General features: G+C 53.4%; 21 protein-coding genes. 14 read left to right on the top strand and 7 right to left on the bottom strand.

What is annotated here, in order from left to right; genetic code table 11:
• Positions 1 to 22: 22 nt before the first annotated feature.
• The 6 genes from ABDW36_RS06950 (at position 23) to ABDW36_RS06925 (ending at position 5,043) form a co-directional block, all read left to right on the top strand.
• Entirely contained in the window at positions 23 to 1,681 is a 1,659-nt protein-coding gene (locus tag ABDW36_RS06950) for a pyruvate dehydrogenase complex dihydrolipoamide acetyltransferase (RefSeq protein ID WP_343701153.1), read from the top strand.
• A gap of 285 nt (positions 1,682 to 1,966) precedes the next feature.
• Positions 1,967 to 2,347, top strand: a complete 381-nt coding sequence (locus ABDW36_RS06945) for a VOC family protein (RefSeq protein WP_343701152.1) — start codon at positions 1,967 to 1,969, stop codon at positions 2,345 to 2,347.
• Between the two features lie 60 nt (positions 2,348 to 2,407).
• The gene (locus tag ABDW36_RS06940; RefSeq protein ID WP_343701151.1) at positions 2,408 to 2,914 is read left to right on the top strand and encodes a MarR family transcriptional regulator; all 507 of its coding nucleotides are present in this window, start codon (positions 2,408 to 2,410) and stop codon (positions 2,912 to 2,914) included.
• Between the two features lie 79 nt (positions 2,915 to 2,993).
• Positions 2,994 to 3,935, top strand: a complete 942-nt coding sequence (locus tag ABDW36_RS06935; protein WP_343701150.1) for a TIGR01777 family oxidoreductase — start codon at positions 2,994 to 2,996, stop codon at positions 3,933 to 3,935.
• 57 nt (positions 3,936 to 3,992) lie between these two features.
• A complete protein-coding gene (locus ABDW36_RS06930; protein ID WP_343701149.1) occupies positions 3,993 to 4,361 on the top strand; it encodes a CoA-binding protein in 369 nt (122 codons plus the stop codon).
• A 208-nt stretch (positions 4,362 to 4,569) separates the two neighbouring features.
• Complete coding sequence (locus tag ABDW36_RS06925) at positions 4,570 to 5,043, top strand: ribonuclease H-like YkuK family protein (RefSeq protein WP_119076844.1); 474 nt, start codon at positions 4,570 to 4,572, stop codon at positions 5,041 to 5,043.
• On the opposite strand, the gene yihA is transcribed toward ABDW36_RS06925, so the two are convergent.
• Positions 5,040 to 5,648, bottom strand: coding sequence for a ribosome biogenesis GTP-binding protein YihA/YsxC (yihA, locus tag ABDW36_RS06920; RefSeq protein ID WP_343701148.1), 609 nt, complete (start codon positions 5,646 to 5,648; stop codon positions 5,040 to 5,042). The genes ABDW36_RS06925 and yihA overlap by 4 nt on opposite strands.
• Before the next feature lie 41 nt (positions 5,649 to 5,689).
• On the opposite strand from yihA, the gene ubiE reads away from it, so the two are divergent.
• The 5 genes from ubiE to ABDW36_RS06895 all read left to right on the top strand — a co-directional run bounded on the left by ubiE (position 5,690) and on the right by ABDW36_RS06895 (position 11,605).
• Complete coding sequence (gene ubiE / locus ABDW36_RS06915) at positions 5,690 to 6,433, top strand: bifunctional demethylmenaquinone methyltransferase/2-methoxy-6-polyprenyl-1,4-benzoquinol methylase UbiE (protein ID WP_343701147.1); 744 nt, start codon at positions 5,690 to 5,692, stop codon at positions 6,431 to 6,433.
• A complete protein-coding gene (locus ABDW36_RS06910) occupies positions 6,406 to 7,104 on the top strand; it encodes a porin family protein (RefSeq protein ID WP_343701146.1) in 699 nt (232 codons plus the stop codon). The genes ubiE and ABDW36_RS06910 overlap by 28 nt, the downstream gene beginning before the upstream one ends.
• 18 nt (positions 7,105 to 7,122) lie before the next feature.
• Positions 7,123 to 8,460 carry a dihydroorotase gene (locus ABDW36_RS06905; RefSeq protein WP_343701145.1) on the top strand — a complete coding sequence of 446 codons (1,338 nt, stop codon included), beginning with the start codon at positions 7,123 to 7,125 and terminating at the stop codon, positions 8,458 to 8,460.
• Between the two features lie 114 nt (positions 8,461 to 8,574).
• On the top strand, positions 8,575 to 9,912 hold the full coding sequence (locus ABDW36_RS06900) for a DNA mismatch repair protein MutS (RefSeq protein WP_343701144.1): 1,338 nt from the start codon (positions 8,575 to 8,577) through the stop codon (positions 9,910 to 9,912).
• A gap of 34 nt (positions 9,913 to 9,946) precedes the next feature.
• Positions 9,947 to 11,605 carry a YifB family Mg chelatase-like AAA ATPase gene (locus ABDW36_RS06895; RefSeq protein WP_343701143.1) on the top strand — a complete coding sequence of 553 codons (1,659 nt, stop codon included), beginning with the start codon at positions 9,947 to 9,949 and terminating at the stop codon, positions 11,603 to 11,605.
• Here the strand turns inward: ABDW36_RS06895 and ABDW36_RS06890 are convergent.
• Positions 11,596 to 13,734, bottom strand: a complete 2,139-nt coding sequence (locus ABDW36_RS06890) for an elongation factor G (protein ID WP_343701142.1) — start codon at positions 13,732 to 13,734, stop codon at positions 11,596 to 11,598. The two genes, ABDW36_RS06895 and ABDW36_RS06890, sit on opposite strands and share 10 nt — an antisense overlap.
• A gap of 291 nt (positions 13,735 to 14,025) precedes the next feature.
• On the opposite strand from ABDW36_RS06890, the gene ABDW36_RS06885 reads away from it, so the two are divergent.
• The 3 genes from ABDW36_RS06885 to ABDW36_RS06875 all read left to right on the top strand — a co-directional run bounded on the left by ABDW36_RS06885 (position 14,026) and on the right by ABDW36_RS06875 (position 17,853).
• Positions 14,026 to 15,822 carry an ABC transporter ATP-binding protein gene (locus ABDW36_RS06885; protein ID WP_343701141.1) on the top strand — a complete coding sequence of 599 codons (1,797 nt, stop codon included), beginning with the start codon at positions 14,026 to 14,028 and terminating at the stop codon, positions 15,820 to 15,822.
• 29 nt (positions 15,823 to 15,851) lie between these two features.
• Positions 15,852 to 16,316 (top strand): DUF983 domain-containing protein, encoded by a 465-nt coding sequence (locus ABDW36_RS06880; protein WP_343701140.1) that lies wholly within the window; start codon positions 15,852 to 15,854, stop codon positions 16,314 to 16,316.
• Positions 16,317 to 16,653: 337 nt separating this feature from the next.
• A complete protein-coding gene (locus ABDW36_RS06875; protein WP_343701139.1) occupies positions 16,654 to 17,853 on the top strand; it encodes a hypothetical protein in 1,200 nt (399 codons plus the stop codon).
• Positions 17,854 to 18,049: 196 nt separating this feature from the next.
• Here the strand turns inward: ABDW36_RS06875 and ABDW36_RS06870 are convergent, their stop codons facing one another.
• From ABDW36_RS06870 to ABDW36_RS06850, 5 genes are all read right to left on the bottom strand, one after another.
• The gene (locus ABDW36_RS06870; protein WP_343701138.1) at positions 18,050 to 18,622 is read right to left on the bottom strand and encodes a hypothetical protein; all 573 of its coding nucleotides are present in this window, start codon (positions 18,620 to 18,622) and stop codon (positions 18,050 to 18,052) included.
• 24 nt (positions 18,623 to 18,646) lie between these two features.
• On the bottom strand, positions 18,647 to 21,004 hold the full coding sequence (locus ABDW36_RS06865) for a TonB-dependent receptor (protein ID WP_343701137.1): 2,358 nt from the start codon (positions 21,002 to 21,004) through the stop codon (positions 18,647 to 18,649).
• 72 nt (positions 21,005 to 21,076) lie between these two features.
• A complete protein-coding gene (locus ABDW36_RS06860) occupies positions 21,077 to 21,409 on the bottom strand; it encodes a hypothetical protein (protein WP_343701136.1) in 333 nt (110 codons plus the stop codon).
• A gap of 59 nt (positions 21,410 to 21,468) precedes the next feature.
• Positions 21,469 to 23,049, bottom strand: a complete 1,581-nt coding sequence (locus ABDW36_RS06855) for a DUF1501 domain-containing protein (RefSeq protein WP_343701135.1) — start codon at positions 23,047 to 23,049, stop codon at positions 21,469 to 21,471.
• Positions 23,050 to 23,069: 20 nt separating this feature from the next.
• A complete protein-coding gene (locus ABDW36_RS06850; RefSeq protein ID WP_343701134.1) occupies positions 23,070 to 24,710 on the bottom strand; it encodes a DUF1800 domain-containing protein in 1,641 nt (546 codons plus the stop codon).
• Positions 24,711 to 24,830: the final 120 nt, after the last annotated feature.

Genomic DNA, 24,830 nt, shown 5'->3' with positions numbered 1-24,830 from the left:
GGCAAAATTTCGAAGAAACACTATGGCAGAAGTTATCAGAATGCCCCTTTTAAGCGATACCATGACGGAAGGGGTGATTGCGGAATGGCATAAGAAGGTAGGCGATACCGTTAAGTCAGACGATGTGATTGCAGAAGTGGAAACCGACAAGGCCACCATGGAAGTGATCGGCTACGTGGACGGAACGTTGTTATATATAGGTGTGGAGAAAGGAAAGGCCGCCAAGGTAAATGACATCATTGCCATTGTGGGTAAACCGGGAGAAGATTACAAGCCGCTGCTGGAAGGCAACGGAAGCGCCGCCACAGCCGCCGCTCCGGCCGCAAAAGAGGCGCCGGCCAAAGAAGCCGCTCCCGCAGCAGAAGAAAAACCTGCCGTTGATAACGCCGCCCTGGAAAAAGCGCTGAAAGATGCTACGGTGATCCGTATGCCCCTGCTTAGCGATACCATGACGGAAGGCAAGATCGTGGCCTGGAATAAAAAAGTAGGCGATACCGTTAAAAGTGATGATGTGCTGGCGGAAGTGGAAACCGACAAGGCTACCATGGAAGTGATAGGATATGCAGACGGTACCCTGCTGTACATAGGCGTTCCCGAAGGCGAAGCCGCCAAGGTGAACGGTATTATTGCCATTGTAGGTAAAAAGGAAGCCAATATAGAAGCCATCCTGGCCGCTGAAAAAGCAGGTGGCGCCGCTCCCGCCAAGGCCGCAGCCCCTGAAGCAGCTGCTGCCGCGCCGGCACAGGCCGCCGCTGAAGCAGCACCCGCCGCTGCCGGCGGTACAGACGGAGGCCGGGTGAAAGCCTCTCCCCTTGCCAAAAAACTGGCAGAGGAAAAAGGCATAGACATCAACCAGGTAACCGGTACCGGAGATGGCGGCCGCATTGTGAAAAAAGACATTGACAGTTTTGTACCTTCCAAAGCCGCGCCAGCCGCTGCCCCCGCAGCAGGCGCTCCCGCCGCCGCCCCCAAAGTGGCGCCGTTTGCCCCCGCAGGCCAGGAAGGTTATACAGATACCCCCGTTTCCCAGATGCGGAAGGTGATAGCCCGCCGCCTGGGAGAAAGCAAGTTCAGCGCGCCGCACTTCTACCTTACCATGGAAATTAACATGGACAAGGCCATAGAAGCCCGCGAAGGCATCAACAAGGTATCTCCCGTGAAAGTTTCTTTCAACGACATGGTGATCAAGGCCTGCGCTATGGCCCTGCGCCTCCACCCTGACGTGAACAGCAGCTGGATGGGTGATTTCATCCGCCACAACCAGCATATCCACATCGGCTCCGCCGTAGCGGTAGACGAAGGGCTGATTGTTCCGGTGATCCGCTTTGCCGACCAGAAGAGCTTCTCACAGATTGCCGCTGAAACCAAAGCCCTGAACGATAAAGCCAAAAACAAAAAACTGCAGCCGCAGGAGTTTACCGGCAATACCTTCACCGTGTCCAACCTGGGCATGATGGGCATTGAAGAGTTCACCGCCATCATCAACCCGCCAGACTCCGCCATCCTGGCTGTAGGCGGCATTAAAGAGACCGTAGTGGTGGAAAACGGCCAGTTCAAGGCCACCAACATCATGAAAGTGACCATGAGCTGCGACCACAGAACGGTAGACGGAGCTGTGGGCGCCCGTTTCCTCGTAACCCTGAAAGGTTTCCTGGAAAACCCGGTAACCATGTTCGTATAAGATCATTGCAGCATATGCCTGAACGCCTCCGGTACAACCGGGGGCGTTCTTTTTTGACGTACCCTGGCCGGAATGTTCTAAAAATGCCCGGCCCAGATAGCAAGCTGGATGCAACACCGTTTCCGGCCGGCTCCCTACCCCGGCCCGGTGTGTTTTTCACGCCCAAGCCAGGTAACCGGCAATCCTGTTTCCGCCTGCATCGCCATCCCTGCCACTCTTGGAAAAATCCTAAAAAATCCCACCATATTTTGCTAAATTTATATTCGTACCCCCAAACGTAACGCAATGCCGCACGCCAAAAATGCTATACATTGGTTTGAAATTCCTGTGATGAACTTCGAACGGGCGAAGCAGTTCTACAGCGCCATACTCCAGGCAGACATCCAGGAATACTTCCAGGGCGCAGACCGCCGGGGGCTGCTGCAGTTTGATGCGGCCGAAGGCGGAGTAGGCGGCGCCATTGTGCAGGGCCCCGATTTCCTGAGCAGCCAGCGCGGATGCCTCGTTTACCTCTACTGCGGCAACGGCGTAACCGGCGTGCTGGAACGCGTGGTGGCTGCGGGCGGGCGTATTGAACGGGAAGTAACCCCGTTCCCCGATGCGGGGCGGTACGCCATTATTCTCGACAGCGAAGGCAACCGGGTAGCCCTGTACGGAGATGAATAATTCCCCCATTTATATTTCAATAAGTTTTGAAAGTTCAAAAACATTCTATAGCTTTGGTATATGAAATTGTCAGAAGCCAAAGCACAATTCATCCAGGCATGGGGCCTGCTGGGCGCGCAATGGGGCGTTAACCGCACCATGGCCCAGATACATGCCCTGCTGCTGATTGCCCCTGACCCGCTGAGCGCCGAAGAGATCATGGAAGCGCTTGACATTTCGCGGGGTAATGCCAACATGAACGTGCGCGAGCTCATGAACTGGGGCATCGTGGAAAAAATACTGGTGCCGGGCGAAAGGAAAGAATTCTTCGTTGCCGAAAAAGACATCTGGAAAGTAGGCATTGCCATTGCCAGGGAAAGAAAAAAACGCGAGCTGGACCCGGTGCTCAAAGTGTTACTGCAGCTCAACAAAGTAGAAGGGGACCAAAAAGATAAACACGTAAAGGCCTTCCGCGAAACCATACAGAACATCCAGAAGTTCGCCAACCAGACAGACGCGGCCCTCAACGCCTTTATCAAGTCAGAAGAGAACTGGTTTTACAGCACTTTGCTGAAAGTGATCCGCTAACAACGGAGCCTTCCATCCATTGTTTTTCATTATACCACAATGTTTCAATGTTTTCTGAAAGATTTAAAATATCCTTGCCATGAAAAATAAAAAGATCGTGATTGCCGGCGGCAGCGGGTTCATAGGCGCAGGCCTGATAGAATACTTCGGCCCGGAGAACAGCATTGTAGTGCTCAGCAGGGCCAAAGCCCGCCGTTCCGGTACAGTAAGCTACGTGCAGTGGGACGGGAAAAGCCCCGGCCCCTGGGTGCAGGAGCTGGAGGGAGCAGATCTGCTGGTGAACCTGGCGGGCAAAAGCGTGAACTGCCGGTATAATGAAGCCAATAAAGCCGCCATTTTCGACAGCCGCCGGCAAAGTACCGCCATACTGGGCGAAGCCGTCAAAAGCCTGCAAAAGCCCCCGGCGCTCTGGATCAATGCCGCCTCCGCTACCATTTACCGCCATGCGGAAGACCGGCCCATGGATGAATTTACGGGCGAGTTCCATGACGATTTTTCCGTGCAGGTGTGCCGGCTCTGGGAAAAAACCTTCAATGATCTCACCCTGCCGCATACACGTAAAGCGGTATTGCGCATTGCCATTACGCTCGGCAAACAGGGCGTGATGGAACCTTACCTCAACCTGGTGAAGTTCGGCCTGGGCGGTTACCAGGGCAACGGCCGCCAGATGTATAGCTGGGTGCACATCACAGACGTGGCCCGTATGATGGAATGGTTGTTTGAGCACCCGGAGTGCAGCGGCACCTATAACTGCGCCGCGCCAGGCCCGGTTACCAACCGTGAGTTCATGGCCACCCTGCGCAAAGCCGCCGGCCACCTCTTTGGCTTGCCCGCCCCCGCGTGGATGCTGAAAATAGGCGCTGCGCTGATAGGCACGGAAACAGAACTGCTCCTGAAAAGCCGCTGGGTGTTGCCCACGCGCATTACACAGGCCGGCTTCAGCTTCCGGTACCCGCAGCTGGAAGGGGCCATGGCGCAGATCATCGGCAGCCTGCCGCGCCGGCGTTACCACCTGTTCTGAATCAACTGACAGTACGTCGGTAATTGGCCTTGGTATGTGTTTTGCTGCTGTAGCCATATGAGCACTCCTAAACTGACCGTGGTAATTGGCGCATCAGAAAACCCGCAGCGCTACAGCTTTCTGGCCGTGAACCGCCTGCGGGCCAACGGGCATCCGGTGGTGGCCATCGGGAAAAGAGCGGGGCAGATAGGCGATACGCCCATCACCAAAGAACATCCGCCCCTTCAAAACGTTGATACCGTTACGTTATATCTTAACCCCACGCTGCAGCAGGAGTATTACGACTACATCCTGGGCCTGCACCCGAAACGTATCATTTTCAACCCCGGCACGGAAAACACCGAACTGATCGCCAAGGCCGGGGAAAACGGCATTGAGGCCAAAGAGGCCTGCACCCTGGTGATGCTGAGCACGGGGCAGTACTGACCTCACTGCCATATGCCAGGCGCTGGCCGCATAATAATCCACATCGTTTCCCCAAACCGGGCCCCTGCTCCCCGCCCTTTGCTGTAACTGCAGTAAAAAGTTGTATATTCGGATAATCTTACATGCATTCTTGTTGACCCTCTCGGCATAAAGACCCATCAGACCGGATATCCGTTACCGTTAGTATTTCACTCTCAAACATCATCTCATGAAATGGAGAAGATTTAATGGCGATCCTATTCACCTGCCCATTAAGGAGGAAGTGCGGCATGCCATTGTCCGGGAAACCGGCCTTGGCAACCGCTTAAAAGTCTGCATCGGCACAGACTCCCAGGTTAAAGGGCCTGATACGGAATTTGCCACCGTAATTGTGTTCCTCCGCGAGGGGCACGGCGGGTTCATGTTCATCCACAATGAAAGGACCCGCGATGTGTATTCCATCAAAGAAAGAATGCTGGTAGAAGTAGCCAAAAGCATCGAGATCGCTTATGAGCTGTGCGACCTGTTCACGGAGTATGACGTGGATATGGAAGTGCATGCGGACATCAACACCAATCCGCAGTTCAAGAGCAACCTGGCCCTGCGTGAGGCCATGGGCTACATCCTGGGTATGGGCTTTGCTTTCAAGGCCAAGCCTGAAGCCTTTGCCAGCAGCAGCTGTGCCAACAAAATAGTGAACTAGGCTATTCCGCGGAAGCGCGCGTTCATTTCCTCAATAAACGCCAGGATCTGGTCCCGGCCTGTCTTTTTTACCGTTGACGTAACGTAATTGGCGGGCAGGAACTGCCAGGTTTCCCGGAGCTTGTTCAAAAAAGCCTTCACATTCCGACTGGTTTCCAGTTGCGTGTTCTTGTCTGCCTTTGTGAACACCAGCTGGAAAGGTATCTGCCACTCCCCCAACTGATTGATAAACTCGATATCTATTTTCTGCGGCGTTAACCGGCTGTCTATCAGCACAAATACATTCACCAGGTTAGGTCGCTTGCGCAGATAGTTCTCGATCATCTGCTCCCAGCTTCTGCGCTGGCTTTGAGATACTTTTGCAAAACCATAGCCCGGCAAATCTACCAGGTACCATTCCTTGTTGATCAGGAAATGATTGATCAGCTGCGTTTTACCCGGCGTGCCGGACGTTTTGGCCAGCTTTTGCTGATTGGCCAGCATATTGATCAGGCTGGACTTGCCCACATTGGAACGGCCGATAAAGGCGTATTCCGGTTTGTCCGCCACCGGGCATTTTTCCCAGTCTACATTACTGATCAGGTATTCTGCAGATTTGATCACCATAATTTTTCCATTTGCGGCCCCTCAACTACCTTTGCGGCACTATGGCCAGTAAAGATGTACAGAAGGTGGTCCCGTTTGAAGGGTCAAAATTAAGCAAGAAGGAGCAGATAGCCCACATGTTTGACGACATTGCGGGCCGGTACGATTTCCTGAACCGCTTTATGAGCCTTGGCATTGACGTTACCTGGCGTAAAAAAGCCCTCCGCATGCTGAAAAGCCTGCAGCCCAAACAGATGCTGGACGTGGCCACCGGCACCGGAGACGTGGCCATCATGGCCCAGCGCATGCTGCAGCCTGACCATATCACCGGCATAGACATTTCCGAAGGCATGCTGGAGCTGGGCCGCGCCAAGGTGAGCAAAGCCGGTTTTGACGGCAAGATCACGCTGCAGCAGGGAGACAGCGAAACAATAAATTTTCCCGATGCAACGTTTGATGCCATAACGGCGGCCTTTGGCGTGCGGAACTTTGAAAACCTGGAAAAGGGGCTGTCTGAAATGTGCAGGGTGCTCAAACCCGGCGGAAAGGCGGTGATACTGGAGTTTTCCAATCCCACCAAAACGCCCGTGAAACAATTATATAATTTTTATTTTCGTTATATTACTCCCTGGATCGGGAAATGGATCGCACGTAATAAAGCAGCCTACACCTACCTGCCAAGTTCCGTAAAGGCGTTCCCCCAGGGCCAGGCAATGTGCGATATTTTACACAAAGTTGGGTTTCAGGCTGTTACATGCAAAACGCTAACCTTCGGCATATGTTCCATTTATTGCGCTACCCGCTAGCGGGCGCGTTGTTGCTCCTGCTCAGTGCACTGCCGGCCAGGGCACAGATCAATATGGAGGAACATGACCGCAAACCTTATTATTTCGGCATCACCCTGGCGGCCAACCAGTCTTCCCTCCGGCTGACCCATTCCGATATTTTCCTCCACCAGGATTCCATCATGGTGGCAGAACCGCTGAAAACCGTGGGCTTTAACCTGGGCCTGCTGGCCAACCTGCGCCTCAGCAACCGTTTTGACCTGCGGGTGAACCCCCAGCTGCTGTTTGCCAATAAAAACCTCTTTTTCAAGGAAAACTATCCCAAGAGAGATACGGAAAAGAAAGTGGAATCTATTGTAGTCAGCTTTCCCCTCCAGATCAAGTTCAAATCAGACCGCATCAACAACATGCGGGTATATACTATAGCCGGCGTGAAGGTAGACCATGACCTTGCTTCGAACAAAAGCGCGCGCATGGCGGAAGACCTGGTGAAGATCAACAAAACCACCTACGGCTTTGAACTTGGCGCCGGGTTCGAATTTTATTTCCCGTCTTTCATTTTCACCCCTGAGTTCAAGATCAGCAACGGCCTTAACAACGTGCATGTGAAAGACCCCAACCTGCGCTACTCCAACGTGATAGACCAGCTGCATTCCCGCATGATCGTGTTTTCCATCCATCTGCAAGGGTAAAGTTCTTACCTTTGCGCCATGCAAAATATCATCCTCCGCAATATAGCCGTAGTGAATGAGGGCAGCACCAAAGTGCAGGACGTACTCATCCGCAATGGCCGCATAGAAAAAATAGCGTCGCAGATCAACGCCCAAGGCAGGGAAATAAACGGGGAAGGGAAACATCTGCTCCCCGGGGTTATAGATGACCAGGTGCACTTCCGTGAGCCGGGCCTTACCCACAAAGCCACCATAGCCTCAGAAGCCCGCGCCGCCGTGGCAGGAGGTACCACCAGCTTCATGGAAATGCCCAATACCAAGCCGGAAGCCGTTACCCAGGAAAGGCTGGAAGATAAATACAGCATTGCGGCCGCCGGCTCCCTCGCCAACTATTCTTTCTTCATGGGCGTGGCTAATGATAATGCGGAGGAAGTGCTGAAAACCAACGCCAAAAAAGACCGCGTAGCAGGCGTAAAAATATTCATGGGCTCGTCTACCGGCAACATGCTGGTAGACAATTACCTCACCCTCGAAAAGATATTCTCGGAAACGGAACTGCTCATTGCCACCCACTGTGAAGATGAGAAGATCATCCGCGCCAATATGGAACAGTTCAAACAGGCAAAAGGAGATGCCCTCACCGCGGCAGATCATCCCCTCATCCGCAATGAGGAAGCCTGTTTTGAATCTTCCCTGGTAGCCATCCAGTTTGCCAAAAAGCACAACTCCCGCCTGCACATCCTGCACATCTCCACTGAAAAGGAGCTGCAGCTGTTCGGCAACCTGCTGCCCCTGCAGGAAAAAAGGATTACGGCGGAAGTATGCGTGCACCACCTGTGGTTTACCGCAGATGACTATACGAAATACGGCAACCTCATCAAATGCAATCCCGCCATTAAAGCGCCTCACCACCGCGAAGCGCTCTGGAAAGGCTTGCTGGATGACCGGCTGGACATCATTGCCACAGACCATGCGCCCCATACCTGGGACGAAAAACAGCAGCCCTACCTGCAGGCGCCCTCCGGTGTGCCGCTGGTACAGCACAGCCTGCTGATGATGCTGGAGCAGGTAAAGGCAGGCCGCTTTACCATAGAAAAAATGGTGCAGAAAATGAGCCACGCCCCGGCGGAGTGCTTCCGCATTAAAGAAAGGGGTTACCTGCGTGAAGGATACTATGCAGACGCCGTGATAGCAGACCTGGCCGCCTCCACAACGGTAAACAAAAACAATATCTACTATAAATGCGGCTGGAGCCCCTTTGAAGGCCACACCTTCCCGGCGGCCGTTACGCATACCTTCGTAAACGGCCACCTGGCTTACGAAAACGGGCAATTCAATGAAAATCAGTTAGGACAGCGCCTCCTGTTCAACGCATAATTTTATACGGCAGGAAAAAATCTGCCCTGCCGTATAAAATTTATATGGAATTTTTACTATCCTGCATCTACCTCCGTAATACGATTCACTGTAAATTCACATAAATTTCTGCGAATGGAGCTGGATAAAACAACCTATCTCGATCTTTCTATCTTCAACCGTGAAGACGAATACTCCCTGTTCCATAAACTGGATTTCACCACTACCTCCGGCGGCCGCGAGTACCTGCGCACGTTGTTCAGCAACCCGCTGAAGGACATTGCCTCCATCCACAACCGCCAGCAAATGCTGCAATACCTGCTTGACCATGCGGATGCCTGGCCGCCCATGATCTCCAATGGTACCATTGTAGTGGTGGAGAACTACCTGAACGCGGAAATAGAGCCTATCTCCAATTCAGAAGGCCCCGCCCTCTACCTGAACGCGGTGATCACCAAAACCATTTATGCGCCTGACTTCGGGTTCATCAAATTTTCCTTTGACCAGATCATCAACCTCATCAACGGCTTCACCCATCTCACCCAAACGGTAGATGTTGAGCACGCGCCCGTTACCCTGCGCTCCATACTGGAAAGAGCGCGGGTGCTGATACAGCACAAGGAATTCCAGGACGTGGTGCAGCTCAAGGCCAACGACAATTTTAACTTCGTGCAGATACTGCGGTACGATAAGCTGATCCGCAGCCGTCACAAAAAAGCGCTGTGGGAGCTGACGGAGCTTTACACCCGCCTGGATGCGTATCACAGCATGGCCATGGCCATGCGCCACTTCTCGCTCAACTTTCCGGTTTTCTCCGAAGAGAACAAACCGCACATTGCCATCAAACAACTGTATCACCTCATATTACCGCAGCCGGTAGCGTACGATGTGGCCATGGACCCGCACCGCCATTTCATTTTCCTGACGGGCGCCAACATGGCCGGTAAAACCACCTTCATCAAGGCTGTAGGCATCTCCGTATTCCTGGCCCACCTGGGCCTGGGCGTGCCGGCCAAAGAAATGCAGCTCAGCTTCTTCCACGGCATACTCAGCAATATTGATGTGAAAGACAATATTTTCAAGGGCGAAAGTTACTTCTATAACGAGGTGCAGCGTATCAAGAACACCATCATCAAGATCAGCAACCAAAAAAACTGGCTGATACTGATAGACGAAATGTTCAAGGGCACCAATGTGGAAGACGCCAAAAACTGTTCCCTGGCCGTTATTCACGGGCTGCTGCATAACCACCAGTGCCTCTACATCCTCTCCACCCACCTGTACGAAATTGCGGAAGAGCTGCAGCAGGAAGACCAGATCATTTTCAAATACTTCCAGTCAGAAGTGGTAGATGATAACCTGCGCTTCACCTATGAATTGAAGAACGGCATTGCGAAAGAGAAACTGGGCTACCTGATCCTGAAAAAAGAAAAAGTTATTGAGCTGCTGGCAGCGATGAAAGAAGGAAATTGACTATCTTCGGAGGGCACCAACCATTGTTTGTTACATGCTCACTAAAGTATTCGGAAGCGCCGTACATGGCGTGGAAGCCATCACCATCACCATTGAGGTCAACGTAGGCCAGGGCACCAAATTCTTCCTGGTGGGCCTGCCTGATAACGCGGTAAAAGAAAGCGCCTACCGCATAGAGACCGTTATCAAGAACACCGGCTACAAAATGCCGCGGCTGCGCACGGTGGTCAACATGGCGCCGGCAGACATCCGCAAAGCGGGCGCAGCATATGACCTTCCCATCACCGCCGGCATACTGGCCGCCTCAAAACAGGTAGTATACACCCGCTCTCCGGAGGCATACATCATCATGGGAGAGCTATCGCTGGACGGTTCTTTGCGCCCCGTCAGGGGAGCGCTCTCCATGGCATTGCAGGCAAAAAAAGAAGGGTTCAGGGGCATTATACTGCCATACCAGAACGCGCAGGAAGCCGCTATGGTAGAGGGCCTGGAAGTGTATGGCGCGAAGCACTGCGGCGAGGTGACAGATTTTTTGCAGGGTAAGGAAACGCTTGAGCCGCAGCCGCGCGGCAGCCATGCCATACAGGAAAGATTTGAGGTGGATTTTTCTAAGGGGCAGGAGAGCCCGATCACGGATCATTCACAGGCGATGGAAAGGCAATGTTCAGGCGTGCGCAATTGTGAAACAACCGGTGCCAGGCAGTTTGACATAGATTTTGATGAAGTAAAAGGCCAGCGTTCTATTAAAAGGGCCATGGAAATTGCTGCCGCCGGAGGCCACAACCTTATTCTGATAGGCCCTCCCGGCGCGGGCAAAACAATGCTGGCCAAACGGTTGCCCACCATACTCCCTCCCCTGACGCTCGATGAGGCCCTGGAAAGCACAAAAATACATTCTGTGGCCGGAAAGCTGCCCGGTGGCACAAGCATCATTACCAACCCTCCCTTCCGTTCACCCCATCATACCATTAGTGACATTGCGCTGGCAGGAGGAGGCAGTATGCCCGTTCCGGGAGAAATATCGCTGGCCCATCATGGCATATTATTCCTTGATGAGCTTCCTGAATTTAAACGCTCAGTGCTTGAAGCACTAAGGCAGCCCATGGAAGAAAGAAGGATCACGATTTCGAGGGCACGTTTTTCTGTTGACTTTCCCGCTGCATTTATGCTGATAGCTTCTATGAACCCTTGCCCTTGCGGATATTTTAATCATCCGGAAAAGGACTGTTCATGTCCGCCGGGTATTGTTCAGAAATACCTGAACAAAATATCCGGCCCGCTGCTTGACCGGATTGACCTGCATGTGGAAGTCACTCCGGTAGCTCCCTCTGACATAGCCCGCACCTCCGCATTGCCGGAGGAGCCAAGCCAGACGATCCGTGAACGGGTAGTGGCCGCGCGTGCCATTCAGCTGGAACGTTTCATGAAAAATGCGCAAGAGATCCACCGCAATGCACAAATGAACAACCGCCTGCTTCAGCGGCATTGCCGCCTCCCCCAGGCCGCTCAATCACTGCTGGAAAATGCCATGACGCGCCTGCAGCTTTCAGCGCGGGCGTATGACCGCATTCTGAAGGTGAGCCGCACCATTGCAGACCTGGCGGGCAGCACGGATATTGCAGCGGAGCATATTGCGGAGGCCATACAGTTCAGAACGCTGGACAGGGGGAACTGGGGCCGCTTTCAATGCTGACCGTTCTGCTGCTCCACCTTTTTGTACTCTTCGCTGAGTTTCCGCTGTACATCAGACGGAACGGGGGCGTATTCCGCAAATACAGCCTTCACCTTGGCTTTGCCCTGGGTAACGTTGCGCAGGGCGGCAAACAGTTTGTCCAGCTCGGCCTGCGGGGTTTTGGCCTTGATCACCTGGCTGGCCTTGCCGCTGTCCATACCGGTGATGACGCTGCGGTGAGTTTGCAGCTCGCTCATAATGTCTCCCATCATTACATCAGGAGCAGTGGCCTCGAGGTCATACACCGGCTCCAGCAGTTGCGGGGCGGCCTGGTGAAAGGCGTCGCGGAAGGCCATCATGCCGGCTATTTTGAAAGAAATATCGTTGCTGTCTACGGGGTGCATCTTGCCATCATACACACTCACGCGTACATCACGCACGTAGGAGCCGGTAAGCGGGCCTTCCTGCATTTTTTCCATCACGCCTTTGAGAATGGAAGGCAGAAAACGGGCGTCTATGGCGCCGCCTACAATGCAGTTATTGAACACCAGCTTGCCGCCCCAGTTCAGGGCTATTTCTTCCGTTTCACGAACGGGAAACTCTTTGCTCACCGGCATGCCGTCATAATAAGGTTCAATTTTCATGTATACTTCCCCGAACTGGCCGGCGCCGCCTGATTGTTTTTTGTGGCGGTAAGAGGCCATGGCGGGTTTCTGGATGGTTTCGCGGTAGGGGATGCGGGCGGGCAGGTATTCCACCTGCATGTTGTAGATATTTTCCAGCCGCCATTTGGTAACCGCCAGGTGCAGGTCTCCCTGCCCGTGCAATATGACCTGTTTCAGCTCGCGGTTATACTCTATTTCCAGGGTAGGGTCTTCCGTATGGATCTCCGCCAGCACTTCTCCCAGCTTTTCATCGTCTCCCTTGTTTTTGGCCACTATGGCCACTCTGACCTTGGGCGGCGGAAAGTGGATAGGGTCTATTTGCGCGGTAAAGTTTTTTTCATTCAGCGTATGATTGGTGAAAGTGTTCTTGAGCTTGAGGGTACAGCCAATGTCCCCTGAACGGAGGCGCTCCACGGGCTGCCGGTTTTTGCCGTCTGCAATGAAGAGCTGGTTGAGCCGTTCGGTAGTATCGCCTTTTTCGTTGTACAGTTCCTGCCCTGTTTTTAATTCGCCGCTCATTACCTTGAAAAAGGAGAGCTTGCCAATGTGGGGTTCCAGCAAGGTTTTGAAAACGAACAGGCAGGTGGGGCCGGCCGGGTCACAGGGTATCTCCTTGCCGTCTTCCGCCTGTTCAGGCGGCATTTCCACGGCGGACGGCGCCACGTTGTCAATAAAACCCATCAGGCGGCCGCTACCCATGTTGTTGCGCGCGCTGAGGCAGAAAACGGGGAACACCTGGTGTTTCATCATGCCTATTTTCAGGCCTTGCCGCAGCTCATCTTCATCCAGGCTTCCTTTTTCAAAGAACAGTTCCATCAGGGCATCATCGTTTTCAGCTGCTTTTTCTACCAGCTCATTATGCAGGGCATCCGCCTGCTCCTTTTCTTCCGGGGGTATAGGCAGCTTTTCCGGCTTGCCGCCGCCGGGCGGAAAGCGGTACATGGTCATTTTCAGCAGGTCTATGATGGCATTGAACCCCGGGCCCTGGTTCACCGGGTATTGCATCACGGTAACGGCGTTACCAAAAAACTTTTTGGCCTGTTCAAGCACCTGGGCGTAATTGGCATTCTCATGGTCCAGGTGGTTAATGGCCAGAATGGTCGGTTTGTTGTAACGGTCAACATAGTCCCAGATCAGTTCCGTACCTACTTCCACCCCGTTGTAAGCATGCAGCAGCATTACTGCCGTGTCACAAACGCGGATGGAAGATATTAGCTCCCCCGCAAAGTCCTCCAGCCCCGGCGTGTCTATGATATTGATCTTGTAATCTTTCCATTCCGTATGCAGGGTAGTGGCGTATACGGAATTGCCCCTTTCGTGTTCCACTTCGTGATAGTCAGACACCGTGTTCATTTCTTCTACGGTGCCCCGTTTACTGATGATGCCGGCTTCGAACAGCATGTCCTCAGCCAGCGTTGTTTTGCCGCTCTTGGCAGCGCCAATGAGCACAACGTTTTTCAAGTGTTTTTCATCATACATTTTCATACGGCAGGCATTTTAACGTGGTGAGCAATGCCGGGTTATTGCGTATGACCGGTCAAGGGGGTAAAATATCAGTTTTCCAGGCTTACAACATGCTGCTTAGATTTCCCGGCTTGTACTATTAAATTACGCAATTTTTAGGGTAAATACCGTGATAAGTGCAGCTTAAAATTGATGTTCCAACATCATTACAGGCCCATTTTCCCCTACCTTTGCGGCATAACCCGGGGCCGCTGTATTTCTCCTGCGGTGGGAACTACAATGCCATGCCCCCAAAAGACCACTTATATACGCATGAAATTATTATTGAAATACCTCCGGAACTATAAATGGCTGATTGCGCTGGCTTTGTTGCTGGCTACGGTGAACCAGGTGTTTTCCCTGATGGACCCCTGGATATTCGGGAAAATAGTAGACCAGTTTGCCGCCCATCCCCACTCATTCAACAAGATAGGCGAAACGGTAGTACCCCGCAGCGAAAATCAGTACCTGTACGGTGTGCTGCTGCTGTTGCTGGCCTCCATAGGGGTGGCCATGGTATCCCGCATTGCCAAGGCTTTCCAGGATTATTTTGTGAGCGCCATTACCCAGAAGCTGGGGGCGCAGATGTATACAGACGGCTTGCGGCATTCCATGCGCCTGCCTTACCAGGAGTTTGAAGACCAGCGCTCCGGTGAAACGCTGGCCATACTGCAAAAGGTGCGGCTCGATTCCGAGAAGTTCATTTCCCAGTTCATTAACATCCTGTTCACTACCCTGGTGGGCGTGGTGTTTGTAATGGTGTTCGCTTACCGCGTGCACTGGTCATTAGTGTTCGTATACTTTGGCGGCTGCGTGCTGCTGGGCTGGCTGATGAACGTGCTGAGCAGAAAGATCAAGTTCATCCAGAAAAACATTGTAAAGGAGACTACCGTGCTGGCCGGCGCCACTACCGAGTCATTGCGCAATATTGAGCTGGTAAAAAGCCTGGGGCTCACCAACCAGGAAATACGCCGCCTGAATACCAACACCATGAAAATATTGCTGCTGGAGCTGAAGAAAGTGAGAAGCGTACGCAGTATTGCCTTTGTGCAGGGCACGTTTGTGAACCTGCTGCGCTCCAGCATCCTCTTCCTGCTGCTGTACCTGGTGTACAGGGATACGGCCACGCTGGGGCAGATATTCACCCTCCAGCTGTATTCTTTCTTCCTGTTCGGCCCCTTGCAGGAGCTGGGCAACATCATACTGGCTTACCGCGAAGCAGAAGTATCGCTGGGTAATTTTGAGCGCATCCTGCAAACGCCGGTAGAAGAAACGCCGCAAAACCCGCCGAAGCTCTCCGGTATACGGGAGCTGCAATTTGACGGCGTAAGCTTTAAGCACCTCACGGCGCTCAACAAGGCGCTGGACGATATCAATTTTGATGTAAAAATAGGCGAGACCATTGCCTTTGTAGGCCCCTCCGGCAGCGGCAAAACCACGCTGGTAAAATTGCTGGTAGGCCTGTACAAGCCCGGTGAAGGCCGCATCCTGTACAACGGCATGAACGCGTCAGACATTGATATTGAGGAACTGCGCCACCAGATAGGCTTTGTTACGCAAGACACCCAGCTGTTCTCCGGCACCATCCGGGAAAACCTGCTGTTCGTCAACCCCAGGGCCACAGAAGAAGAACTGATGAGCGCCCTGCAGCGGGCCGCCTGCTACAGCTTGCTGGCGCGTGCGGAAAAAGGGATAGATACGGTGATAGGCGAAGGCGGTATCAAAATATCAGGCGGGGAAAAACAACGCCTCTCCATTGCCCGCGCATTGCTGCGGCAACCGCGGCTGCTGGTGTTTGATGAAGCCACCTCCGCGCTGGATTCCATCACCGAAGAAGAGATCACCCAAACCGTGCGGAACGTTACTTCCAGCAAGGAACATATTACGGTAATGATTGCCCACCGCTTGTCTACCATCATGCATGCAGACCGCATTTACGTGCTGGAAAAAGGCCGCATTGTGGAAACCGGCGCACACCATGCCCTGCTGGCAGAGAAAGGCCTTTATTATGCCATGTGGCGCCAGCAGATAGGCGAGCGCAAAACCCAGGAAAGCATACAACCCGCATAGCCGGGGGAAATTTGTAAATTTGCGGTACCATGGCCAAAAGACCGAACTACTTTCTCAGCATGCTCAAAATGAAATGCCCCCGTTGCAGAAGGGGCAACATGTACCGTACAAAAAACCCTTTTCACTGGCGTTTTTCGAAGATTTTTGACATGTATGAGCGCTGCCCCGTCTGCAACCAGCAATATGAGCTGGAAACGGGTTTCTGGTTCGGTACCGGTTACGTCAGCTATGCGCTTGCCGTGGCCCTGTCTGTTTTTAACCTGATCTGGTACTGGCTGCTGTTCGGTATTTCCTGGAAAGACAACAGCATCTTCTACTGGCTGGGGGTGAACGGGGTTATACTGCTGGTATTGCAACCCTGGTTGATGCGAATTTCGCGCACCATCTATCTCTATTTCTTCGTGTATTACGATGAAGAGACGGAGCGCCTGCCGGACACGGTTCATAAGCATGGTGAACACTCCTCTCCGCATCCGGCAGGGCATTCACATTAAAAAGACATAAAGACATTTTGTTTATCAAGGGCCGTAAAAACGGCCCTTTTTGCTTTTCATCCAAAATCTGAGCAGTATGTCAGATCATCTTTAGTGCATTTCAATATGTTGAAACCGGTTTCCCGGTTAACGGTGCAATAACTAACAAATATAATTTTTCTCCTTTACTTTTTCCGGCCCTGTTTATGTGAGCGGTTACGAAACTCTCTCCTGCCCGGCGGGATTTTGTTATGACCGGTACACCCTGCCTTGCCCTGCAGCTGAAAAGACTATTTGCATCTTTGTTGCAAATATATAAATTTGCAACTTTGTTGCACTTCTAAAAACACCCTCTTATATGAAAAAAATCCTGATCCCCGGTTTGTTGCTGGCCCTCGTGGCAGCCGGTTGCCGCAAGAACGACAAACCCGCAGCCCCCCAGCAGCCGGAAGCGGCGTACCTCCGGCTGGTAGTGTCTGATGTAGACAAAGCCCAGATCACCGTACTGGAGCCTTTAACAAAGAAGACCACCGTTTACCCTGTAAAGGCCGCGCAACCTGCCCTGTATGCTACCAGCACCGGCCAGTTTGCGGCCATTCTCAGCCGGGCGGCCAATACGGTGGAGTTCTTTAATTCCGGTATTGAGAAACACGGCGGCCACCTGCACGTACACGACGCGGAAATGGCCGCCCAGCAGTTCACAGAAGCAGGCCCTACACACTTTTTTGCACATAACGGTCTCAACGCCATTTTTAATGATGGCACCGGCAGCCTCAGCCTGTTTAAAGACAGCGAGCTGGAAAGCGCCACCGGCAAAATATTGCCCGTAGCGGCCCCGCACCATGGCGCCATGGTGATCTTTGACGATCAGACCATTGCCGTTACACAAAAAGACGGTCCGGTAAGCGGTACCCTGCCGGAAAAAGTGAGGATCATAGACCGCTTTGGCGCCGTGCTGCATGAGGGCACCATTGCCACCCAGGGCATTCATGGTGACGCGGGCAACGGCAAGCTGGCCGCCTTTGGCAGTCCTGACGGCGTGCTGATAGTGGAGCCAGGCGGCAAACAATCCCTCATTCCCTATCCTGCAAATTTCGGTACGGCCTGGATAGGCACGGTGCTGGGCAACAAGGCGCTGCCTCACTTCTTCGGCTACCTGGCCCTGGGCCTTTACAAGATAGACCCGGCCACCCAAAAGATCTCGCTGGTGCTGAAAAACGAAAACAGCAACATTCACCAGTACATGCTGGATGAAAACGGCCGCAACCTGTATGTGCTGCTCACGGACGGCACCATCAAAATATTTGACGCTGCCGCCGCCCAGCTGAAAAAAGAAGGCAAAATTGCGCCCGCTATCCCCGCAGGGGCAACGGCCGCACAAAAGCCTTACTTCGGCGTATCGCGCAAATGCATTTATGTAACAGACCAGGCGGGCGGCGCTATCAAAATGTTTGAGGCTGCCAGCCTGAAAGAGCTCGGTTCCATACCGGTGGGCAACAAACCGTTCAAGGTGCTGGTTATTGGAGACCAGGAAGGCCTGGACGTAGATGAGCATTAGAACAACCATCCAGGCATGCAGGAGGCCGGTCTTTCAGGCCGGCCTCTAACTTGTTTGTGACAATACTATTTTAACCTCGTCTCCCCCCTGTTTTCCTTCGCTTCTCCTTCGCTTCACCTTCGCTTCTCGTTCGCTTGAGGTTCGCTCAAAGCCCTATGTTAAAATAGTATCAATTTACAGGGTTTTCAGGGAAAAATCATTTGATCTCCAGCGGAAACTCCGTTTGCGCATCCGTACTGCCGGGGCCGTAGCTGCCGTTCTTATTGCCGGGCTGGTGGCGCACCACCATGCGCAAAAAGCCGGTAAACGCACCCTTAGTGGCTACGTTCACTTCCAGCCCGATGGGCAGGTTGTTGGCATCCTTGTCAAGCGGGGTAACCGTGGCCACTGTAGTAAGAGAATCAGCTACATTGGCGTTGGCCTGGCTGAAAAACAGGTGGAACAGGCGGTGCTCGTCCCCTTCCTCTTCTACTTCATGCGTAATGGTGTCTGCCGGGTTCTTGCGCTCGTCAAACAGCTCCGTAGTGAGGTGATAGGTGGTGTTGGCTTTGAGCACAATTTTATCTATCACGGGGTTGCCGCCGGTCAGGTCTTTCCAGTTGGCCACCACTTTTTCCGCTTCATTGGCCGTGTTGGTGAACGTCAGTTTCACGGTTGTAATTTCTTCGTTCTCATTCTCATTCGGTTTCTCGTTCTTTTCCTTTTTGCAGGCTGCAAATACCAGTGCGGCCGCGGCGGCAAACAAAGTCAGTCGAAGGTTCTTTTTCATGTTTTTTCGGTTATAATGTTTTTACTAGGATGCTTTTTTCCCGAACAGGAGCGGCATCTTTACTTTGAGATAAATATTTCTGCCCGGTTCGTCCGCGAAGTAGCGGAAGAAGTTCAGGTAATCGCGATAGCGTGCGTTCAGCAGGTTGGCGGCGCCTGCAATGAAGGATACCGGCTGCCGGCCGAAGTGCACGGTGCTGCCTGCTTCCAGGCCCAGTAATGTATAGCCGGAAGGCGGTGCTATCAGGTCTTGCCCGCGGGGATCGTTTTTATTATCCGGGTTAGCCGGCGTACGCGTCTGTTTCAATACGTTACTAACGGAAACGGATATATAGTTCTCGGTGAATGCCTTGTAGTTCCCCGGTGAAAAGCTCAGCTCGTTCTCGAACCGGTCTGCCGGCATATTGATGAGCCAGTCTTTTTCCGTTTCGTTGTACGCCCGCAAGATGGACGCCTTGGAAGTGAGCTGCCATTTGGGAAGGAACTGCCAGCGCAGCTGCGCATCTAGCCCTTTCATGCTCACGTCTGCCTGGCGGAAGAAAGTATAGGGGAAAGCACCGCGTACGGTGACCACTATGCTGTCTGTAGGCTGCTGGAAAATGAAATTGCGGATGTAGTTGTAATACAGGTTCATATCTGCTTCCAGCTTGTCACTGATATCATAATGCAGGGTAGTGTTGAATTTGGCGGCGTTCTCGGCCTTGAGGTATGCGTCACCGTCTACATATACGGCCGCGCCGTGGTGCAGGCCGCTGGCATACAATTCGTTCACCCCCGGCGGGCGCCATGCGCGGGCGGCGTTCACAGATACGTGAAAGTTGTCTGTAACGCGGTACTGCGCGCCCAGCGAGCCGGAAATGCTGGCATAGTCCTGTTCTGGATAGTTGATGCTGCCGGCATTGTCACCAATGTTGTAGTATTGTTTGTTGTCGTAACGGATACCGCCCTCCACCAGCCATTTCTGGTTGGCGCTCTCCCATTTTTCCGTCCAGAAGGCGCCCCACTGCAGGCTTTCATAATTCGGCACAAAGAGCCTGCTGCGGTAGCTGTTCTGCTGATAGGTACCTGTAGCGCCAATGGTGCCGCGCAGGCCTTTCCAGCTGAAATGGTCCCACAACAGCTCCCCGTTGTAAGTGGTGAGGTTGAGGTTCATCTGGTTCACAGACAGTGCAGACTTGGCATCCAGCTCATCACGATAATTGAACTGGCGGGCCAGCACCAGGTTGAGGCGGCCGGCCTTGCCGGTGTTCAGGTAACTTTTTATTTTGAACAGCTCATGCTCCACATGCTGGTACGGCCGGTTTATTTTGTAGGTAAAGCCTTCTGTAAATTCCGGCAGCGGGCGTTCTTGCTGAATAACCTGCTCCAGGTCTTCCCGGTTGCCGATGTGTGAGCCTTCAAACACCCCCAGGTTGGTATTGAACTGGCTGTAGAACAGCTCCACGCCATACGCCGGTTTTTTCCAGCCCACGGCGCCGGAGAAGTTGTATTCTTCCACACCGGTATTATCCAGCCAGTAGCCCGGCGTTTTTACGTTGCCGCCTTTACGGAGGGTACCCTGCAGCCGCCAGCTGAGGGCAGGCAGCTTCGGCACCTGCTGCTCAATAATGGCAGACACCGCGCCCAGCCTGTTATTGGAGAACCCGGCCAGGTTCAGCTCGCCGCCCAGCCCCGGTTTCACCGGCAGGGCTTTGGGCTCTACCAGCACCACGCCGCCAATGGCATCTCCGCCATAACGCAACGCCCCTGCGCCTTTGATCACCACCATTTTATTGGCAAGGAACGGGTCTACTTCCGGCGCGTGTTCCGAGCCCCATTGCTGGCCTTCCTGGCGGATGCCGTTGTTGAGGATAAGCACGCGGTTGCTATGCAGCCCGTTGATGACGGGTTTCGACACATTGGGCCCGGTGGTCATGGAGGTAACGCCATTTACTTTTTTCAGCGCTTCGCCCAGCGTGAGGCCGCGCGTTTTTTCCAGCTCCCTGCCGCTGAGCGATTCTACCGGGGCGGTAGTTACTTCCTTGGCGGCGTGGCCGGTTACGGCTATTTCCTGCAGCTGCGTAACACTGTGCGGCAGGGAAATATTGCGGCGCTCGTCCGCGCTCACCTGCCAGGCCACCTCTACCGGCAGACAGCCGATATGGCTGATGTGAACCGTGTAGAAACCGGGGCAGAGGCCTTCCAGCCGGTAAAAACCTTTATCGTCACTTTTTACCGCCATGCCGTTTTCCTTTACCACAATAGTAGCGCCCGGCAGCGGCTGCTTTGTTTCGCTGTCTGTTACCGTACCGCTGAGGCGGATGGTACACTGCGCACTGGCCGCCGCTACAAACAACAATTGCAGCAAAACGCCCGTCAATGCGAATTTTCTAATCATTTGCATGTGAACAGAAGATCATTGGCAGCATGCTGCCGCCACATATAAAATCAGGTACCTGATGGGGAGGATGAGGGCTCAGGCCAATGGGGGCGCGCGGAGCGAAAAATAATAGGCGGGGTAAGAGAAGAAATGCAGGGGAAGCGGCTGGTTCACCACCGCATATTGATGCGGCACAGCGGGGATGCTGGTGTGGTAGGAAGGCAGGTAGGCCTCCACTTCCCAATGCAGCCAGTCACAGTGCTGGTGCTGCCCGGAGAGTACCGGCGCATCTGCATATACCAGGCTGCAGGCCTCGTCTACCGTATCTTCATGCCCTACAAAATGGTGCACATAATCCCGGGGCGTAATGTATAAACAAAACACGCCCAGCAGTATAATGGCCCCTATTTGTTGTAAAAGCTTCTTCACCTGCCTGGTTTGCAGGGCAAAGATACATAAAATCAGAAGAATGCAACGCCGTTGCAGCCCTATCTCACCTTCAGCATGCTTCTCACCTGCTGTATCACACCGTTTTGCAGGCGGGCATAATATACGCCGTTGGCCAGCCTTTCACCGTCAAAGGGAATGGTATAGTCTCCCGCGGCATGCACTTTATCTACCGGCGTAGCTACCAGCCGGCCCATGGTGTCAAAGATCTGGATCATGGTATGACCACCTTTGGACTTGTAGGTGATAGTGGTTTTTGCAGAGAAGGGATTGGGATAGTTGCTGATGAACTCCAGCCCGTCATTAATGCCGGGCACATTGGTCACCACGCCGCAGGCCAGGCCGTTCACAAGCGGCAGGCTCTGGTAGTTGCGGAGCATGATGTGGTTGAGGTCTGCGCTTTTCACGCAGAACCATTGCTCTAACAGAGACGCATATACGGAACGGAAGTCGTATTGCATGGGCACATTATCTGTGGGAGAAGCAGCGTCTGGCATGGTGGGGTTGTTGCCCAGCACCTGCTGGTTCACATAGTCACCAAAAATGATCATGGGGGCGGAGGCGCCATGGTCTGTGCCCATGCTGCCATTGGAGCGGATGCGGCGGCCAAATTCGGAGAAGGTCATGCCTACTACGCGCTGCGATTTTTTGAGGCCTTTCAGGTCATCCATAAAAGCCTTCACGGCGGAAGACACATCTCCCAGCAGTTTGGCGTGCACGCCCGTGGTGGTATCTCCGCTGTTGGTTTGGCTGGCATGGGTGTCAAACCCGCCAATGCTCACCATGTACAGCCGCGTTTTGAGGCCGCCTGCCACCAGCCTTGCCACGATCTTCAGCTGTTCCGCCAGGTGGTTGTTGGCCGGGTAGGCGCCCTGGTTGGTCACTTTTGAAGCGGCCAGCTTGATGGAGTCTGCAAATTTGTTGGTTTGCTGCTGGATGAGGCGGATGTATTTCAATTCCTTGCCGGCCCTGGTGTTGGGCACGGGGTCTTCTATGCCGTTGATGAGATTGTAAAAATCAGTAGCGCTGGTTACCGCCATGCCCATGTTCACGTCTGTACCCTGGAAGGCGGGAGACACTACAGAACCGATCTGTATGGCCAGCGGATCAGGCATTTCTGCATTGGGATAACCCTGCGGAAAGCCGGGGTATTGCGTTTCCAGGAAACGGCCGCCCCAGCCCGTAGGCAGCACTTCATTGGCATCCGAACCTGTCAGCCAGATATCCGTAGCGCGGAAGTGCGAGAAGTTAGCGGAGGGATAGCCTACGCTGTGAATGATGCCCACATGCCCGTCGTTATACAGGTCACGAACGCCGGTCATGGCCGGGTGCAGCCCTGTTTTGGTTTGCCCCGCCAGCCTCAGCACGCTTCCTTCCGGAATAGCGATATTTGTACGGGCGGCCTGGTACTTGCCGTACTGGTCAAGCGGTATCACCATGTTCAACCCGTCATTACCGCCGTTCAGCTGTATCATCACCAGCACATGATCATTCTCCTCCGCCGCGCCCTGCAAGGCCGCCAGCAAGGGCGAGGCGCCGAAGGCCTTCACCGCAAAGCCGTTGATGAAAGAAGGCAGTATGGCTGCGGGTGCGGTATATTTAAGGAAGTCTCTACGTTTCATAAATAGGTTTTCAACGTGATCTAGGCTAAATGGTATTCAGACAGGTTCATGATGTATTTGTACAGGTCGGTCAGGTGTTTCACCACTACGTTCCTGTTGGCAGCATTGGAGGGGTCCGATTTGTACAGGTTCCAGGCTTCCGTCCAGTAATAGTCCTGTTCCTGGCCCAGCAGCAATATCTTGTCTTTCAGGAAAGCTTTGGTGGTGTCTGAAACGCCCATCCTGTAAAGAACGTCCAGCGAATCTTTTACAAGCGTTACGGGATTGCCGGGCTCAGACATCTGGTCTGCAAACACTATGGGGTCTATGCGCAACCCGCGAAAGCCGGGGCCTATCATCTGGTCTGCGAACATGTTGCGCTGCGGCAGCGTGTCTGTATTGATCCACAGCTCATGGAACTGCGGCGCCAGGTAATACGCTTCCCAGCCTGATACACCGGGCGGATCGCCAATGTTCTGCTGCTGCCGGGCGGCGGCGCTTTGTACGGCGGCCCATTGCGGATAAGCGTTGGCATAATCCGCGGCCGGGGCAAAGGCAACGCCAAATTCGCGGCAAAGGCCCACGGTATAGTCTACCGGGCTTTTGATGAGGCAGCTCATGTTCAGCGGGTCGTAAAAATGCTCGCTTTTGAACAGCGCCTGCAGCAAGGGTTTTATCTCATACCCGGAATCGCGGAACACCTTGGCCAGCGGCTCTATCACGTTGGTTTCCGCCGCTTCGTCTATTTCGTAGTAAATAAAGAACTGGTAAAACTTGCGGCAGATGAACTTCGCCACTTCGTGCTGCGTAAAAATGATATTGAGCATATCATCCAGCTCGGTAGCGCCCATTTCTCCCGTTTTGCCGCTGATCACTTTATTGGAAAACCAGCTGGAGAACTGCTTGTTGGTGATGTCGTGCTTGCTGGGGTCGAAGTAGGAGCGGATGTTCACCTTGTCTACCTTGTAGCCGGTGAGCACGTGTGCGGCGGCGCGCACATCTTCTTCCTGGTAAAGTGAATCAGGGCCTTTGCCGCAGGTAAACAGCTCCAGCAGCTCACGCGCATAGTTTTCGTCTGCCGCTGTCTTTTCATTGAGGTAACCGTTCAGGTATACCAGCATGCCGGGGTCAAGAGTAATGGCTTTGGCCATGGCCTTGAAGTTGCCCAGCGCGTGGTTGCGCAGGGTCACGTTATGCAGGTACATGAACCGTGCATCCTGTATGGTTTGTGTTTCTGTGGCCCAGTGATTGTGCCAGAAAAGCACCAGTTTTTCATGGATGTTCCGTTCCTGGTTGAGCATGAGGCCTATCCACCAGGCTTTGTAAGAACCGCGGCGGTCGTTATTCAGATCTTCATCTCCCTCCGGGGCCGCAGCCCAGCTGGCCCCCGGCGCAACGCCCGTACTGTCTGGCGCGCCCTGGCTGTAGTTGTTGACAGGCGGGGCCGGCGTTGCCACATTGGTTTGCAGGAGCGCGTCTACCGCCGCATCCAGGCTCATGGCGGCAAAATGCTTTACATCGGCGGGTTTGGCGCCGAACATGGCCCTTTTCAACAAATGCACCACTTGCGCCGTACCCCATTCGCCTGTATAAGGCGTAAGGCCGGAATAAGTTCTGGCAGCGTTCACTTTCACCGTTTTTTTGCGGGAAGGGGCTAGTGTTAAGAAGTCTCTACGGTCCATCTGGGATACGGTTTTAGGCGGCTGTTGCCTTAATTTAAGGCAAGGCAATAGCGGTTTTCCGGAAGCAAATTAGTAAAAAGTTTAATTCAATCATATTATTTTATATGAAATGTGGTGACC

It is taken from the genome of Chitinophaga sp. (assembly GCF_039596455.1).
GTDB lineage: Bacteria > Bacteroidota > Bacteroidia > Chitinophagales > Chitinophagaceae > Chitinophaga.
Note: the sequence above shows the minus strand (reverse complement) of the source record. Positions and strands in the feature narration are given on the sequence as shown.

Coding starts and splice junctions, on each gene's coding strand:
- ABDW36_RS06950 (WP_343701153.1), top strand. CDS start 23: ATGGCAGAAGTTATCAGAATGCCCCTTTTAAGCGATACCATGACGGAA.
- ABDW36_RS06945 (WP_343701152.1), top strand. CDS start 1,967: ATGCCGCACGCCAAAAATGCTATACATTGGTTTGAAATTCCTGTGATG.
- ABDW36_RS06940 (WP_343701151.1), top strand. CDS start 2,408: ATGAAATTGTCAGAAGCCAAAGCACAATTCATCCAGGCATGGGGCCTG.
- ABDW36_RS06935 (WP_343701150.1), top strand. CDS start 2,994: ATGAAAAATAAAAAGATCGTGATTGCCGGCGGCAGCGGGTTCATAGGC.
- ABDW36_RS06930 (WP_343701149.1), top strand. CDS start 3,993: ATGAGCACTCCTAAACTGACCGTGGTAATTGGCGCATCAGAAAACCCG.
- ABDW36_RS06925 (WP_119076844.1), top strand. CDS start 4,570: ATGAAATGGAGAAGATTTAATGGCGATCCTATTCACCTGCCCATTAAG.
- yihA (WP_343701148.1), bottom strand. CDS start 5,648: ATGGTGATCAAATCTGCAGAATACCTGATCAGTAATGTAGACTGGGAA.
- ubiE (WP_343701147.1), top strand. CDS start 5,690: ATGGCCAGTAAAGATGTACAGAAGGTGGTCCCGTTTGAAGGGTCAAAA.
- ABDW36_RS06910 (WP_343701146.1), top strand. CDS start 6,406: ATGTTCCATTTATTGCGCTACCCGCTAGCGGGCGCGTTGTTGCTCCTG.
- ABDW36_RS06905 (WP_343701145.1), top strand. CDS start 7,123: ATGCAAAATATCATCCTCCGCAATATAGCCGTAGTGAATGAGGGCAGC.
- ABDW36_RS06900 (WP_343701144.1), top strand. CDS start 8,575: ATGGAGCTGGATAAAACAACCTATCTCGATCTTTCTATCTTCAACCGT.
- ABDW36_RS06895 (WP_343701143.1), top strand. CDS start 9,947: ATGCTCACTAAAGTATTCGGAAGCGCCGTACATGGCGTGGAAGCCATC.
- ABDW36_RS06890 (WP_343701142.1), bottom strand. CDS start 13,734: ATGAAAATGTATGATGAAAAACACTTGAAAAACGTTGTGCTCATTGGC.
- ABDW36_RS06885 (WP_343701141.1), top strand. CDS start 14,026: ATGAAATTATTATTGAAATACCTCCGGAACTATAAATGGCTGATTGCG.
- ABDW36_RS06880 (WP_343701140.1), top strand. CDS start 15,852: ATGGCCAAAAGACCGAACTACTTTCTCAGCATGCTCAAAATGAAATGC.
- ABDW36_RS06875 (WP_343701139.1), top strand. CDS start 16,654: ATGAAAAAAATCCTGATCCCCGGTTTGTTGCTGGCCCTCGTGGCAGCC.
- ABDW36_RS06870 (WP_343701138.1), bottom strand. CDS start 18,622: ATGAAAAAGAACCTTCGACTGACTTTGTTTGCCGCCGCGGCCGCACTG.
- ABDW36_RS06865 (WP_343701137.1), bottom strand. CDS start 21,004: ATGCAAATGATTAGAAAATTCGCATTGACGGGCGTTTTGCTGCAATTG.
- ABDW36_RS06855 (WP_343701135.1), bottom strand. CDS start 23,049: ATGAAACGTAGAGACTTCCTTAAATATACCGCACCCGCAGCCATACTG.
- ABDW36_RS06850 (WP_343701134.1), bottom strand. CDS start 24,710: ATGGACCGTAGAGACTTCTTAACACTAGCCCCTTCCCGCAAAAAAACG.